This window comes from Streptosporangium saharense (assembly GCF_014203715.1).
In the GTDB taxonomy this organism is placed as follows: Bacteria; Actinomycetota; Actinomycetes; order Streptosporangiales; family Streptosporangiaceae; genus Streptosporangium; species Streptosporangium saharense.
The window spans coordinates 23,975-38,119 of record NZ_JACHJP010000007.1 but is presented as its reverse complement, the minus strand read 5'-3'; the positions used below and the strand labels follow the sequence as shown (position 1 = coordinate 38,119).

At 69.0% G+C, this 14,145-nt stretch carries 17 protein-coding genes and 1 tRNA gene; 9 read left to right on the top strand and 9 right to left on the bottom strand.

What is annotated here, in order from left to right; all coding sequences use genetic code 11:
• The first annotated feature begins 120 nt into the window (after positions 1 to 120).
• Together FHS44_RS27640 and FHS44_RS27635 are read left to right on the top strand one after the other, a co-directional pair.
• On the top strand, positions 121 to 384 hold the full coding sequence (locus tag FHS44_RS27640; protein ID WP_184719853.1) for a DUF6458 family protein: 264 nt from the start codon (positions 121 to 123) through the stop codon (positions 382 to 384).
• A 109-nt stretch (positions 385 to 493) separates the two neighbouring features.
• Entirely contained in the window at positions 494 to 745 is a 252-nt protein-coding gene (locus FHS44_RS27635; protein ID WP_184719851.1) for a DUF4235 domain-containing protein, read from the top strand.
• Positions 746 to 816: 71 nt separating this feature from the next.
• Here the strand turns inward: FHS44_RS27635 and FHS44_RS27630 are convergent, their stop codons facing one another.
• Complete coding sequence (locus FHS44_RS27630) at positions 817 to 1,377, bottom strand: ArsR/SmtB family transcription factor (RefSeq protein WP_312863838.1); 561 nt, start codon at positions 1,375 to 1,377, stop codon at positions 817 to 819.
• 78 nt (positions 1,378 to 1,455) lie between these two features.
• On the opposite strand from FHS44_RS27630, the gene FHS44_RS27625 reads away from it, so the two are divergent.
• Positions 1,456 to 2,883: an alpha/beta hydrolase gene (locus FHS44_RS27625; RefSeq protein WP_184719849.1), complete on the top strand. Its 1,428-nt coding sequence runs from the start codon at positions 1,456 to 1,458 to the stop codon at positions 2,881 to 2,883.
• 18 nt (positions 2,884 to 2,901) lie between these two features.
• Here FHS44_RS27625 and FHS44_RS27620 read toward each other — a convergent pair whose 3' ends face one another.
• On the bottom strand, positions 2,902 to 3,897 hold the full coding sequence (locus tag FHS44_RS27620) for an SDR family oxidoreductase (protein ID WP_184719847.1): 996 nt from the start codon (positions 3,895 to 3,897) through the stop codon (positions 2,902 to 2,904).
• A 20-nt stretch (positions 3,898 to 3,917) separates the two neighbouring features.
• A complete protein-coding gene (locus FHS44_RS27615) occupies positions 3,918 to 5,138 on the bottom strand; it encodes a glycosyltransferase (RefSeq protein ID WP_184719845.1) in 1,221 nt (406 codons plus the stop codon).
• 185 nt (positions 5,139 to 5,323) lie between these two features.
• Here FHS44_RS27615 and FHS44_RS27610 point away from each other — a divergent pair, with 185 nt between their 5' ends.
• Positions 5,324 to 5,569 (top strand): BON domain-containing protein, encoded by a 246-nt coding sequence (locus FHS44_RS27610; protein ID WP_184719843.1) that lies wholly within the window; start codon positions 5,324 to 5,326, stop codon positions 5,567 to 5,569.
• A complete protein-coding gene (locus tag FHS44_RS27605; RefSeq protein ID WP_312863837.1) occupies positions 5,566 to 6,279 on the top strand; it encodes a metallophosphoesterase family protein in 714 nt (237 codons plus the stop codon). The genes FHS44_RS27610 and FHS44_RS27605 overlap by 4 nt, the downstream gene beginning before the upstream one ends.
• Positions 6,280 to 6,417: 138 nt before the next feature.
• Here the strand turns inward: FHS44_RS27605 and FHS44_RS27600 are convergent, their stop codons facing one another.
• Together FHS44_RS27600 and FHS44_RS27595 are read right to left on the bottom strand one after the other, a co-directional pair.
• Positions 6,418 to 6,567 carry a GPGG-motif small membrane protein gene (locus FHS44_RS27600; protein ID WP_184719841.1) on the bottom strand — a complete coding sequence of 50 codons (150 nt, stop codon included), beginning with the start codon at positions 6,565 to 6,567 and terminating at the stop codon, positions 6,418 to 6,420.
• A 22-nt stretch (positions 6,568 to 6,589) separates the two neighbouring features.
• Positions 6,590 to 7,093, bottom strand: a complete 504-nt coding sequence (locus FHS44_RS27595) for a DUF6328 family protein (protein WP_184719839.1) — start codon at positions 7,091 to 7,093, stop codon at positions 6,590 to 6,592.
• A gap of 168 nt (positions 7,094 to 7,261) precedes the next feature.
• Here FHS44_RS27595 and FHS44_RS27590 point away from each other — a divergent pair, with 168 nt between their 5' ends.
• Positions 7,262 to 7,858, top strand: a complete 597-nt coding sequence (locus FHS44_RS27590) for a nucleotidyltransferase family protein (RefSeq protein ID WP_184719837.1) — start codon at positions 7,262 to 7,264, stop codon at positions 7,856 to 7,858.
• A 332-nt stretch (positions 7,859 to 8,190) separates the two neighbouring features.
• Here FHS44_RS27590 and FHS44_RS27585 read toward each other — a convergent pair whose 3' ends face one another.
• Entirely contained in the window at positions 8,191 to 8,559 is a 369-nt protein-coding gene (locus FHS44_RS27585; protein WP_184719835.1) for a PRC-barrel domain-containing protein, read from the bottom strand.
• A gap of 222 nt (positions 8,560 to 8,781) precedes the next feature.
• Here FHS44_RS27585 and FHS44_RS27580 point away from each other — a divergent pair.
• Positions 8,782 to 8,855 (top strand) — tRNA-Lys (locus tag FHS44_RS27580).
• 82 nt (positions 8,856 to 8,937) lie between these two features.
• Here FHS44_RS27580 and FHS44_RS27575 read toward each other — a convergent pair.
• Complete coding sequence (locus FHS44_RS27575) at positions 8,938 to 9,402, bottom strand: hypothetical protein (RefSeq protein WP_184719833.1); 465 nt, start codon at positions 9,400 to 9,402, stop codon at positions 8,938 to 8,940.
• Between the two features lie 383 nt (positions 9,403 to 9,785).
• Here FHS44_RS27575 and FHS44_RS27570 point away from each other — a divergent pair, with 383 nt between their 5' ends.
• Together FHS44_RS27570 and FHS44_RS27565 are read left to right on the top strand one after the other, a co-directional pair.
• Positions 9,786 to 10,232 (top strand): hypothetical protein, encoded by a 447-nt coding sequence (locus FHS44_RS27570; RefSeq protein ID WP_184719831.1) that lies wholly within the window; start codon positions 9,786 to 9,788, stop codon positions 10,230 to 10,232.
• Positions 10,233 to 10,323: 91 nt separating this feature from the next.
• Complete coding sequence (locus tag FHS44_RS27565) at positions 10,324 to 10,935, top strand: GNAT family N-acetyltransferase (protein ID WP_312863836.1); 612 nt, start codon at positions 10,324 to 10,326, stop codon at positions 10,933 to 10,935.
• Positions 10,936 to 10,958: 23 nt separating this feature from the next.
• Here the strand turns inward: FHS44_RS27565 and FHS44_RS27560 are convergent, their stop codons facing one another.
• The gene (locus FHS44_RS27560) at positions 10,959 to 12,077 is read right to left on the bottom strand and encodes a hypothetical protein (RefSeq protein WP_184719826.1); all 1,119 of its coding nucleotides are present in this window, start codon (positions 12,075 to 12,077) and stop codon (positions 10,959 to 10,961) included.
• Between the two features lie 34 nt (positions 12,078 to 12,111).
• On the bottom strand, positions 12,112 to 13,389 hold the full coding sequence (locus FHS44_RS27555; RefSeq protein WP_184719824.1) for a glycosyltransferase family 2 protein: 1,278 nt from the start codon (positions 13,387 to 13,389) through the stop codon (positions 12,112 to 12,114).
• Positions 13,390 to 14,145 lie beyond the last annotated feature (756 nt).

Here is a 14,145-nt window from a genome sequence, read left to right as displayed (position 1 = left end):
GCCGCTCTCTCCTCGGAGAGGGCGGCCGTCGCTGTTTTCCCGTTCTGTACGGCGATGCGGACGTTTGAGATTCGCGTGGGGGATAGGGGATGGGGCGTTGGCTCGAAGGAGGGAACCCCCATGACCATCGCAGGTGGCATCATCCTCATCATGCTCGGCGCCATCCTCACCTGGGCGGTCGAGTTCGACATCGCGGGACTCGACATCAACGTCGTCGGGGTCGTCCTGATGCTCGGCGGCCTCGTGTGGCTGCTGTTCGCGATCTACCGGGTCAGGTTCGCCCGCAGGGCGGTCGCGCCGACCACCACCGTGGTCGAGGAGGACCCGGTGACCCACCGCCGCGTCTACCAGGAGCGTCCCTACGACGACCCGCCGGTCGTGTGACACGGCCCCCCGCGCCCCCGTCCGATCGCGACGGGGGCGCTCAGGCGTCCTTTTCCCGGACTTCCCGGACTTCCCGGACCTTCCGGACAGAGCGAACGGAGCGTGAACGGTGAGCAAGATCGTTGCCCGAGGTGCGGGCGTCGTGAGCGGAATGATCGGCGGTGCCATCGCGGGTGCCGTCTTCAAGCAGGTGTGGAAGCTCGTCGCGGGCACGGACGAGGCGCCCCAGGCGACCTCCGACGAGTACGGCTGGGGCGAGGTCCTGGTCGCGGCTGCCGTGCAGGGAGCCATCTTCGGCGTGGTCAAGGCCGCCCTCGACCGCTCGACCAGCAGGAGCGTGCACCGCGCCATCGGCGGATAGCCCGTCTGACCCTCCCCGTTGCCCCTGAGAGTGGGGGCAGCGGGGAACGTACGGCATGCGCCCGGCCGGGCTCACTCCTCGTCCGCGGGCATGGCGAACAGCCGGACGAACATCGGACGCGCCCCCGGCGGGGCCTCCTCGGGCGTCCGGTTGTATCTCATCAGCAACGCGATGTAGGCCTCGAAGAACTCCTCGAACTCCTCCTCCGTCATCCTGCCGAGGCCGCGCGACGCCTTGGCCCATCGGGGGTCGCGCAGGTAGGCGGCGGGGAAGCGCTCGAACAGCTCGCGGTCCTCCTCAAGCCCCATCCGGTGGAACTCGGTCAGCACGGGACGGTCCTCGGGGGCGAGCTGACCGGGCGTCGGGGGCCGCATGTCCCTGAGCGCCCGGGTCCTGCGCCACCAGCGCTCCCTTCCGGTCGAGCGCTCCGGGATCTCCTCGACGAAGCCCGCCTTCTCCAACTGGCGCAGGTGGTAGCTGGTCGTGCCCGTCTTGGCGTCGAGCAGTTCGCCGAGCGTGGTCGAGGTCGCGGGGCCGTGCACGCTGAGGTGGCGCAGCATGAGCCGCCGCATGGGATGGGCCAGTGCCTTGAGCCTGGCCGGGTCGAGCATCGACGGCTCCTCATCCTTCACGATGATCAGTCTACTCCCGCAGAAGGATATTTGCAGAGAACTCTTTGCAGAGAAGTCTCTGCAAAGTATGTTCGGCATATGCGAAGAATCCTCCTGGCGGTGGCGGCCCTCGGCCTGCTCGCCGTACCCCCCGTCTCTGCCTCCTCCGGCACGCCCCCGGGTGTGCCCTCCGACCTGAAGGCCGCGGAGGTGGACTTCCACGGCGAGGGGGGACTCGCCATGCACGGCACGGTCCTCACCAAAGCCGCCGAAGCCGCCAATGAAGCCACCGCCGGGCGGCCCGGTGTCGTCCTGGTGCACGGCGCGGGCACGGGGGTGCCGCGCACGAAGCTGCTGGGTGAGGCCGTGGAGTTCGCCCGCAGGGGCATGGCCGTGCTGATCTACGACAAGCGGGCGACGGGATACTCGCTCTTCCAGCGGTCCTACTCGCAGCTCGCCGACGACGCGCTCGGCGCCGTGGCGGCGCTGCGCGTCCAGCCGGGCGTCGATCCGGCCAAGGTCGGCGTCTGGGGGCTCAGCGAGGGCGGCTGGGTCGCCCCGCTCGCCGCCTCCCGGTCCAGGGACGTCGCCTTCGTCGTGGTCGTCGGCGCCAACGGGCTGCCCCCGCTGCGGCAGCAGACCTGGGCCGTGGCCGCCGGGCTGCGCAAGGCCGGGGTCACGGGCTCACTGGTCGACCGGGCCGAGCTGAACCTCTACCGGACGATCGCCGACGGCGGCCTGTTCCCCGAGCCCTACTACGACCCGGTGCCGCCCCTGGCCTCGATCCGTCAGCCGGTCCTCGCCATCTGGGGCACCCACGACCTGCTGACCCCGCCGAAGGAGAGCCCGCCGATCTTCTCCAGGGCGCTGGGCGGCAACAAGCACTACGTCGCGCACTTCGTCCCCGGCGCCGACCACGCCGCCCACCTGACCCCGGACGGCGGCGTCACCCGGCTGCCCGAGCTGGCCCCCGGCTACGCCGACCTGGTCGGATCCTGGGTCGGCGAGGTCGCGGCGGGCAGGCCGCCGACGACGCGTTCCTCGGGTCCCGCCCCGACTCAGGACTCCCTCACGGTGCCGGTCGATCCGCCCGCCTGGTGGGAGTCGGCGGCGGCGCAGCTCGTGGCCCTGGCGCTGTTCCTGGTCGCCTTCACGGCCTATCCGGTGGTCGCGCTGGTGCGGCGTCTTCGCGGCGGGTCCCGGCCCCCGGTGAGCAGGGCGGCGCGGCTGCTCAGCGCGGGAGGGCTCGTCTCGGTCCTCGGCTCGTTCTGCTACCTGTTCTACCTGGTGATGACCGGCGGCAAGCTGGCCGCCCCGGGGCCCGTGCTGCTCGGGCGCCCGCTGGTCTGGCTGGCGCTGCAGGTCCTCGCGGTCGTCTCGGTCGTCGCGGCGGCCCGCACCGCCCTGGCCTGGCGCCGTACCCGCGCCTCTCTCGACAGGGGTGAGCGGGTACGGCTCGGCCTGCTGCTGACCGGGGGCGCCCTGTTCGTCCCGTGGGCCCTCTACTGGGGACTGCTGCTCCCATGACAGCCGGTCCGGTACGGCTCAGCGCCTCGCCGCGCGCACGGCCGCGACGGCGGCGGCCCCACCGGCCACGGTGAGGGCCGCCAGGCCACGGTTGCGGGACAGCCAGGCCTGGAAGCTCCGCGAATGGGCCCGCTCGTCGAAGGCGCCGTGGGCGCCGTAGTCCCGCTCCTCGTCGGCGGGCCGCCACAGGTTGGCCGTGCCGGTCGGCTCCAGGGAGTCGGTCTGCTGGCTCTGCCGTCCGGTGCGGGCCAGGTAGCGGTCGATCAGCCCGGGGGCCAGACGCTCGCCGATCATGGTCATGGCGGTCGAGGCGCCCACCCAGTACTCCCGCCGCCGTGGGTGCTCGGCGGCGTGGACGATCGCCCTCGCGGCGACCTCCGGCTGGTAGATCGGGGGGACGGGCTGCGGATGGCGGCCGAGCCTGGACAGCACCCAGGAGAACTGCGGGGTGTTCAGCGCGGGCAACTGCACCATGGTGATCTGGACCCCGCTGTCCTCCCCCATCAGCTCGGTCCTGACCGACTCGGTGAACCCCTTGATCGCGTGCTTGGCCCCGCAGTAGGCGGACTGCAGGGGAATGCCCCGGTAGGCGAGCGCCGACCCGGCCTGGACGATCACCCCCCGGTCCCTGGGACGCATCAGGTCGAGCGCCACCCGCGTCCCCCAGACATAGCCGAGGTAGGTGACCCGCGTCGTCCGCTCGTACTCCTCCGGGCTGATCTCGGTGAAGGGGGCGAAGACCGAGGAGAAGGCCACGTTGATCCAGACGTCGATCGGCCCCAGCTCCCGTTCGATCCGTGCCGCGGCCTGCCTGACCTGCTGGTGGTCGGCGACATCCGCCTCGTAGACCAGCCCGGTGCCTCCCGCGGCGCCCACGTCGGCAGCCGCCGAGCCCAGTCCGGCCGTCCCCCTGGCGATCAGGGCGACGGACGCGCCCCGCGCGCCGTACTCCTGGGCGACCGCCCGGCCGACCCCGCCGCTCGCACCGGTCACCACAACGACCTTGTCCTTCATGATCTATCTCCTTCGCCGGTTCAGGCGGCTCCCGTACCCGGGCGGACAGCCACCATGCCCGCCTCCCCGGTCCTGGCGGCGAGCACCTCGTCATAGACGGCCTCGGTACGGCTCGCGACCCGGTCCCAGCCGTAGTGCGCCCTGGCCCGCTCCGCGGCGGCGGTGCCGTACGAGGTGAGAAGGGCGGGGGAGGCGAGCAGGTCGCGCAGTGCGCGGCCGAGCACCTCGGGCGCGCGCGGCGGGACAAGCAGCCCCGTGACGCCGGGGACGACCGTGTCCAGGTGCCCGCCGACCGCGGAGGCGACCACGGGGACGCCGCACGCCATGGCTTCGAGCGGCACGATGCCGAACGGCTCGTACCACGGCACGCTGACCAGGACATCGGCCCCGCGGACCAGCGCCGGGACGTCATGCCGGGAGACCTGGCCGAGGAACCGGATCCGGTCGGCGACGCCGTACATCCCGGCGACGCGCGCCAGGCGGTCGAGCTCGGGCTCACCGGGCGCGCCACCCGCGACCACCAGCCTCGCGTCGGGCACGTACCGTAGGGCGCGGATCGTGGTCTCGACACCCTTGCGCGGTACGGCCCTGCCCAGGGCGAGCAGCACCGGCCCCTCACCGAGATCCGTCCTCGGGCCCCGAGGGGTGAAGACGTCGGTGTCCACCCCGCAGGGGACGACCCGTACCGTGTGCCCGGAAAGCCGCATCCTGCGCAGCTCGGACACCTCGTCGGCGCAGGTCGCGACCACCACGTCCGCCTGCCTGGCGACGAGGGTCTCGGCGCCGACGCGCTCGCGGGGGCTGGTGTCGGCCGCGCCCTGATGGCGCCGCTTCACCGTGCCGAGCGCGTGGAAGGTGTGCGCGACGGCCACCCCGGTATCCCTGGCGGCGGCCAGCGTGGCCAGGCCGCTCATCCAGAAGTGGCTGTGCGCGACGTCCGGCGGCGCGGTGCGCCAGTGCCGGGCCAGCCAGCGGCCGAAGTCGGGCATCCAGGCGAGCAGGTCGTCCTTGGGCAGCACGACCGGGGGACCCGCGGGGACGTGCACCACGGTCACCCCGGGGGCGAGGCGGACCCGCTCCGGCTGGTCGGGCGACTGCCTGCGGGTGTAGACGACGACCTCGTGCCCACGCGCGGCGAGCGCCCTGGACAGGGCGGCGACGTGGACGTTCTGGCCTCCGGCGTCGGTGCCGCCGATCGTGGCGAGGGGGCTGGCGTGCTCGGACACCATCGCGATCCTCATGGACCGTCTGGAGGTTCTCACGGACTTGGGGGACTTCATTGACGCGGCTCCGCGGGTGTGCGACAGCACCACGTGCCTGCGTCCTAGGCATCCGTTCGCCCTCTCTGCCCTGGGGGAGAGTTCCAAACGCGTTTCGCCGGAGGTTTCCCGGGAACGCGAGGTTTTTCGGAGAAAGGAGTTCGACGATGGAGGCTCCGCAGTACGTCGCCGCGCGCGTGCAACGCGCACTGGCCGAGGACGACAGGACCAACGAGCTCGGCATCCGGGTCGACGTCAGGGGCGGACAGCTCTTCCTGCGCGGGCAGGTCTCCGGCGACGAACGCCGCCTGCTCATCGCCGACGTGGCCCACGAGGCAGCCCCGGAGCTGACGCTCCGCAACGAGATCACCGTCCTCGACATCAGGGGGCCGGGGGAGGAGGAACGGCTGTGAGGCAACTGCGTATCGCGGCGGTTGGGGACGTCCACCTGGACGAGAGCCTCAGGGGGAGCTACCGCAAACGGCTTGACGGTATCGAGGAACACGCCGACGTGCTGCTGCTCGCCGGGGACCTGACCCGGCACGGCACCCTGGACGAGGCGGCCGTGGTCGCCGACGAGTTCCGCGACCTGCCGGTTCCTGTGGTCGCCGTGCTCGGCAACCACGACCACCACTCCGACCGCCCCGGCGAGATCGCGGCCATGCTGACCGACGCGGGGATCACGGTCCTGCACGACGACGCGACCGTGCTCGACATTGACGGCGTACGGCTCGGCATCGTCGGCGGCAAGGGCTTCGGCGGGGGATACGCGGGCAAGTGCGCCAGCGACTTCGGCGAGCCCGAGATCAAGGCCTTCGTGGGGCACACCAAGCGGATCGCGGAACGCTGGCGGGTGGCGCTGAAGGAACTGCAGGCCGACCACAGGGTCGTGCTGTCCCACTACTCACCGGTCAAGGACACCCTCGCGGGGGAACCCCTGGAGATCTATCCCTTCCTCGGCAGCTACCTGCTGGCCGAGGCCGTGGACGCGGAGGGCGCCGACCTGATCGTCCACGGGCACGCGCACGCGGGCACGGAGAAGGGCGTGACCCCCGGTGGCATCAGGGTGCGCAACGTCGCGCTTCCTGTGCTCGGCCGGGCCTACGGGATCTACTGCCTGTGACCCGGTTTTTGCGATTCGTCACGATTTTTCGTGATTTTTCGGTATGAAAGATGAAGCGGGCGGGCCGGACGGAACCCGGCCCGCCGAGGCTTCGAGGCGGTTCGTATGACGTTGTGAGTGGTGCGAGCAGGGCCCGCATCAGACATTGAAGATGCTCACACCCCCGGGACCCACGAGGAAGCCGAGAACGATGAGCACGATCCCCCAGAGGAGGTCGCGGCGGGCCAGGATCACGTAGATCCCGGAGATGACGAGAACGACTGCGATGATCCAAAGCAAGGTAGCCATAACCGGCCTCTGCCCTCACGATTCACGACGTAACATCCCTGGTTCTATGAAGATCCAGGATCGGCTGGAGGATCCAGAACCACGCGCTGGACAGGGCGACGGCACCGCCGAACAGCGCGGCCGGCCAGGCGTTGATCACGGTCTCCGCCACCAGGGCGACCGAACTGGTCATCGCGATCGCCAGCCCGACGGCCCCGGCGATGCCCAGGGTGTTGGCCCGGTGCAGCATCCTCTCCTTCAGTGGCGTACGGAACAGCAGCCGATGCTGGGCGGCGGGCGTGATGAACAGCACCGAGGCCAGCGCGGCGCTCAACAGGGAGATGAAGAACAGCCAGCGCCCCCCGCTGTCCAGTTTGTGGAAACCGGCGGCGAACGGAAGCGTCAGCAGGAAGGCGAACAGCACCTGCACCCCGGTGACGGCGACCCTGAGCCCCTGCAGCAACTCGCCGAGCTCACGGTCCACCCGCTCCTTACGGGTCTCGTCGGATTCCGGTTCCTCGATGTGATCATGTCCAGGCTCGCTCATCAGAACTCCTTCGGGCATCAGGGGTGGGGTACGGCTGGCACGCTCCACGGCCGGAGCGCCCTTCGACGTCGGGCCGATGTGGGATCTGGTCGGTGGAGTTAAGAGGGCGCTTTACCCGGGGCTAGGTTTGCTATGCCTATCTGGGAATCCATGGGGTACCCGGGGGATATGGGAAGCCACAGCCACGAGGTGACCGACGCCATCCTGGAAACGCTGAAGCGAGCCAGTAGCGGCCTCAAGGATGCGGGTGTCAGGTTCGCGCTGGCGGGCGGATGCGCCGCCTACGCGCGTGGCGCCGCCCCCTCACTGCACGACGTCGACTTCGTCCTGCCGGAGCAGGACGTGCCCACCGCCCTTGAGGCCCTGGGAAACCTGGGCTTCGAGACGCTCAAACCCCCGGAGGACTGGCTGGTCAAGGCCTACGACGAGGGCAGACTGGTGGACCTGATCTTCAGCATCTGCGACTGTCCCGTCACCCCCGGCCTGCTGGACCGCGCCGAGCCGATGAAGGCCTCCGCCGTGATCGTGCCCGTCCTTGAGGCGACAGACCTGGTCATCACCTGGCTGCTCCCACTGTCCGAGCACAGTTGTGACTACGGCTCGCTGCTTCCCCAGGTCAGGGCGCTGCGCGAGCAGGTCGACTGGGGCCGCGTCGCGGCCGTGACCCAGGCCTCGCCGTACGCCCTCACCTTCCTGACCCTCCTGGAACGGCTCGGCGTCCTCGACGGCCCCGTCGATCCGGTGGGCGATCCTTCCTGGCCCTGACCCTCTTTTGAAGAGCGACGGCCCCGCCAGGCGGGGCCATCGCTCTTTTCCATGCCTTCCCGAGGTCTTCCCAGGATTTTTGGGATCTTCCTGGCGTCTTTCCCGGGGCCTTCCTGGCGTCTTCCCGGGGACTTTCAGAGGCGTTCCCTGGGTCTTGCCGGGGACCTTCGGGTTTCTGGACTTCCGCGCTTCACGCTCCCACGCTCCCACGCTCCCGGGCTTCCGCGTTTCCGGCTTCCGCCCTTCCGGGTTTCCGCGTTCCCGGGGCGAAACGCGGCGAGGGCCCCGCCGTGAAGCGGGGCCCTCGCCGTGCGTGACGTCGCGGAGACGGATCAGTAGACGCCCGTCCCGCCGTAGGGGAAGCGGCCGTAGTACTCGCCGACCGAGTCGCGGTACACCGGCTCCTTGAAGTTCGACTCGTCGAACTCGGGGGCGTTCTTGATCTCCTCCTTGGTGCGCGAGACGTGAACCCTGCGCTCCTGAGGATCGATCTGGGTCACCGTACCCGCGGGCAGCAGGACCTTCTTCCCGAAGATCCACGGCCCGGTGTCGACCACGATGTAGCTCTCGCCGACCTCGTAGGTCGCCTCGTCGACGGAACCGATCTTCCCGTCGGTGGCCTCCACGTGATAGCCCGCGATGTCGAGGCTCTGGTTGACGTCGTAGGCGTCAGCACGATAACTCCACAGTTCAGGCTGCATGTGTCTCTCCTTTGACGTGGTTCGTCGGCCCTCTCCCGCTACCCCGGCTGAGGCCTCCAAACGGTCACGCCCCCCACTCATTTCGCGATCATGGTCATGGCCTGGGGGCGAGCAACGAAAAAACACGAAATAACCGCCATCCCATGGCATGGGACGACAGCCGAGTCGTGTCATCTCATGTCCCAACCACAACCCCTCGTCCGGTAGTCTTGTCGAAGCCAAGCGCCGCTAGCTCAGTTGGTTAGAGCAGCTGACTCTTAATCAGCGGGTCCGGGGTTCGAGTCCCTGGCGGCGCACAGCGCAGGAAGCCCCAGCTCAACACGTTGAGCTGGGGCTTCCTGGTTTTCACGGCCTCCTGCCGGGCTCTGGCCCACGGCGTCACTCGCGAGAGTCCCGCTGCGGGTCAGCCGGCAACAGGACGGTCACGTCGCCGAGCTCGGTGAGGGCGGTGACGGTCAGAGGCCGTTCGGGACGAGCCTCCGCATCGGAGGAGCCGGTCTCCGGCGTCGGTATGGGCTCGTCGTGTCGGTCAATACGTGGGATCCAGGGTGGACGATTCTCCTGCCGCCACCGGATCTGTTCCGCCTGGTCCAGTAATTCGCTCTTGGTCGGATGCGACCGAAGGAAACCGTGGGCGGCGGGTCGCAGCAGTGCTTCCAGTTCCGCCTTGCCGAGCTTCTCCGGATGCTCTGGCACGTCGATGAACAGCTCTGGCGCGACCATCTGAGCGAACCGTTCCTGCAGCGCGGCGGTGAGTTTCGCGGCGAAGTCACCCTTGGTGGATTCGAACGCCTTCCTGGCCGGTTCCAGGTCGGCACCATCCCTGACCAGGTTTTTCATCATCGACAGCAGTATGTCGTTATGAAGGTATATGTTAGACACGATCATGACCATAACGGTCGATGGTTACGCGGACAGGGAAAATCGCACTTCGAGAGATTCCTGCTATCCACCACTTTGAATGAAAGCTCAAAATCTTGGTGGTGTGAGGGGATTTGGGATCTTTTCGCCTAGTTTATTCTTCGGCGTGTGTTCCGGAAGATTCGAGATGGTCCATGGTGTTCGTCCGCAACTGTCTAGGGACGCCCATGTTCGTATGCTGATGGGGATCTGGTGGCTTCCCGGCGCGTCACCCAGGGAAAACCGGACAGGCAGGCGCCGCTATATCGGTTTTTTGCTGATGAAAAATAACTTCTTCGGTTATCCTCCAGGGCGGAGGCGATGGGATGTCGATGTACGGACGTGACGAGAGCACCTGGGACCTGTTCGTCGAGGCAGGTCTGGAATTCCTGATCGAGGTCGCGCGCCAGGGCGGAGCGACCACCTATACCGACCTGAACGCGGCCCTCGTGGACAGAACCGGGCTCCCGGGGTTCGACTTCGAACGAATCGACGAGCGTGCCGCGATCGGCTACCTCCTCGGAAGGATCGTCGAGGTGAACCGCCCCGAGACCGGATGGATGATCTCGGCGCTGGTCCTCCACAAGGACTCTCCCGGTCCGGGGGCGGGATTCTTCAACCTCGCCATTGAGCTGGAACTGCTCACCCCGAAGCCATCCTTCGAGCAGAAGATCGAACTCTGGAAGCGGCACTACAACGGAGTGCATGACCATTACCGCAACCGCAGGATCACGTCTTTCGCCGGTGACGGTGGCGAGTCCACGGCCGGTTGATCTCACCGTCATCAACCGGGCTCAAGCGGCGTACGCCTCATCCGGACCGGCACATCAGATCGCGCAGGACGACCGCAGAAGGAGAACGCCCGTGGAGCTCCGGCCCGTCGTTGAGGCTGATCTTGATGTTTTCGACGTGGCTTTCCAGGGCGAGGAGGGGGCGTCGCCGTACCAGTGGTTCGGGTTCACCTCCACGGTCGCGTTGCGGGAGGCCCTGCGCACCCGCGGGCTCCTGGCGGGGGCTGACAACATGCTCGCCGTCACCGTGAACGGTGAGCTGGCCGGGCGGGTCGAGTGGCTGGAACGGCGGTGGGGGCGTCGTGACACCTCGCTGTGCTGGGAGATCGCCATCGGCCTGCTTCCGGCCTGGCGGGGACGCGGAGTCGGGACCCTGGCCCAGCGGGAGCTCGTCCGCTACCTGTTCACGCACACCCGGGTCGAACGCGTCCAGGCGACGACCGACCCGGAGAACCTTGCCGAGATCCGCTGCCTGGAGAAGGTCGGCTTCCGCCTCGAAGGCCGCGTACGGCGCGCCCAGTGGCGAGGCGGCCGCTGGCACGACCAACTCCTCTACTCCCTCCTCCGCGACGAACTCGACGAACTCGACGAACTCCGCGAACCCGGCGAGCTTCGCGAACCCGACGCACCCGACGAACTCCGTGACGAGTCCCACGACGGGTTCGCCCGGACGACCGGCACCTGAGTCCGTACTGCCGGGGCGCAGGATCACGCGGAGGGAAGCCCCGCCTCGTCGAGCCGTCTGATCAGGCTCGACTTTCCCCGATGCCGCTCCCTGAGCAGAACCAGGCGTCCGGTGAAGACACCGAGGTCGTCCTCGCGGCGGGCCAGGGCCCACAGGTCACGCAACAGCTCGACGGCCTGGCCGTACTCACGAGGCTTTCTGGTACCGACGAGCGACTCCACCCGCCCCCACGCCTCGTCAGGGTTCCCGGCGAGCTCGTCCAGACGGCGTTCCCGCGCCAGCTCCTCCTGCCGTTCCCGGCGGACACGTTCCCGTTCCCGGCGGAGCCGTTCCTCCCGCAGGCGCTCCTTCCGGCGTACGGCGGCGGCGTCCGCCAGCTCGCGAGCCGTCCACACCGGACGTTCGGCGACCGTCTCCCGGCCGTGGAAGTCCCGCAGCAGCTCCGCGCGGACATGGGCGGCCTCGTCGGTGGCGACCCGCAGCAACAGCGCGTTCCTCTGACGCTCGGGCAGGCCGCCGATCCAGGTGGCCAGGGCGGCGTGATCGACGTCTACGGCGCCGCCGACCTCGGCCGCGACGGTTAGCAGGTCGTCGTCCACCCGCAGGAAGTCGGCCAGCGCCCGCTGGGCGGCGGTCAGCGAACCCAGCCCCGGCGGCACGGGCGGCGCGGATCCCTCCCCGTCTCGACCGGCCGACAGCCAGGCGAGGTAGAGCGGGCGCGGGTCACCGGCGGCCAGTTCCGCGCGGACCCCGACGATCGACGACAGCGAGCCCTCGATGTCGTCCTCCCAGTCCTCCTCTTCCTCCTCGCTGACCATCTCCAGGATCACGTGCTCTCCCGAGGTCCAGGAGTCGACCCGGTCCTCGACGGTGTGACGCCCGGCCACGGCGGGATCGAGCAGAGTCCGGGGAAGACGGAGCATCACGCGGTGGGTTCCCCAGTTGGACAGATACAGGTGGGCGTCGTAGTAGCGCTCCATCATCGCCCGCGGGCTGCCCTTGAAGTCGCCCCACTCGTACTCGTTGACGAAGCCGGTCGCGGTGATCCTGGCACGGGTGGACAGGGCGCGGACCTCCGCCTGCTGCCCAGCCGTGAGCGGCCGGTCAATGGCGACGAACTCGTAGTACTGGTATTCACTCACCCGTTCACCTCACCCAGCGGCCGGATATACCCCCTCAGACTGGCAGACTCCGCCACGGTGGGGAGGGCAGACAGGGCTCGTACTCGGCGTCCCACAGGTGGGCCAGCACCAGCATTCCGACCCGCAGGTCGCCCGCGTCCAGCATCGGCAGGTGTTTGCGCATGATCTGCTGGACCGGCCGGTGACGGATCCGTTCGTCCAGGGCGGACTGTACCCGGTCGGCGTCCCCCTGGGAGCGGTGGGCGACGATCGGCAGGACGTCGGTCAGATGGCCCGCCCGGTACAGCGCGATCTGGATCTCCCAGTCCTCCGAGGTGGGGAACCGCCGGTCGTATCCACCGACCCCCTGCAGCACCTCCTTGCGGTACATGCCCGTCGCCCTGCCGTGGGTGTGCATGAACAGGCTCAGCTCAGGGATGAACCCGGCGGGGGCGTAGGTGGTGTGGCGCGGGCCGGTGTACTGGGTGTAGCCGACGAGGTAGGCCAGGTCGGCGTTGCCGTCGAGCGCCCTGCGCGCCGCGTCGAGGAAGCCGGGCCTGATCGTGTCGTCGGCGTCGAGCGGCACCACGTAGTCGCCATGACCGTGACGTATCCCCGCGTTGCGGGCGGCGCTGAGCCCCTGGCTCTCCTGGCTGACCTTGACCACGCCGCTCAGCCCGTCGAACAGCCTGTTCGTCGCCAGGTCCGCCGAGCCGTCGTTCACCACCACGATCTCGGCCTCGGGCAGGTCGCGGCGGACCGAGGCGACGGCCTCGTGGACGCGCTGCTCGTGGTCGAACAGCGGGATGACCACCGAAACACGGCTCAGGGGAGTGCCGTCGGCGCGCAGGACGGTCCCGGCGTACCGGCGCACGTATCCGGCCGCCCAGCGGGCGAAGACCTCCGAGGGCGTCCCCGCGACGGTCCCGGTGAGCGGCTCCAGATCGACCGTCTCGATCGTGGCGTCCCGGAACAGCCCCAGGAGCCTGCGGGCCCGCACCACGGTCAGGGCCAGCGCCGCGCAGCCGACGAAGGTCAGCGTGACGGGCTGCGACTGCCAGCCGTGGGCGAGCAGGGTCTCGAAGACGCGGTCGGCGTCGGCCTGCTCCCGGCACAGGTAGCGGTTTCCCGGGTCGGGATCGGCCAGCTCGACGACCCGCACCCCGGGGTCGATCCCGACGGTGTCCCGGACCAGCCGCGGGTCGAGCAGCAGCCGCAGCCGCCTGCCCGCCGCGGCCCGGCGGTTGGCCAGCCGTACGGCCCTGCGCACACCGGACAGCCCCGCGGCGCCGGTCGAGCACACCATCACCTGGAGGGGCTCACCGCCGGGCATGGAGCCTCCCCCGCGCGCCCCCGCAAAGACCCGTCCGGCGACCACTCCTGCCTGGAGAGCGGTCCCGGCCGGTCCTGTGAGAAACGGGTTTTCCCGGTGGGACCGGTCTTCTTCCAGTGCCTTTGTCATCTCGGCTGAACCGAGTTTCCCCCACACCGGCCTCCCACGCCTGGTCGTCTAAGGGAATGAAGCCCCGCAGCACAGTCGAACGCAGTCTTGCAGTCCACTCGCCAAAGCGGAAGTGCTCGGTGTCAGGCCTTTCATCCTCTGCGCTCCGGGTTTCCGGCAGGTGGAAGCGGATCTCCGGGGCCGGACCTCCCCGTACGGCCTGCCCGCCGGGCAGCAACGCTGTGAACTGGGGGTTCTCTGGGAATCCCGGTGCGCGTCCCTGGCGGGAAGCGGACAGGACACGTCCTGTCACCGAGAGAAAGCAGAAATGGCGGAAAGTTCCCATCGGTGCTTCCCGTATGAATTTCACCCGCCCTTTTCCCGCCTTTCTCCACGGTGTGGCGGGAGCTTCCCCACAACCGCCCACGTCGTACGGCCAAGCCGAGGCCGGTGTTCAAACGAAGCGCCCACCGGGTATTTCGGAGGACCGTGTCCGGAACCGGCCACGGGCATTCTCGCGACGCGTCACCACCGCTTTCCACGGAGAAAGCCCAGGGGAGGGCCGTACTCCCCCTTGGGGATCCACCGATTCCCACCCGTCACTTGTGACCCGGGAGTAGTCTGTCCGTGACCATTCGCGTACCCTCC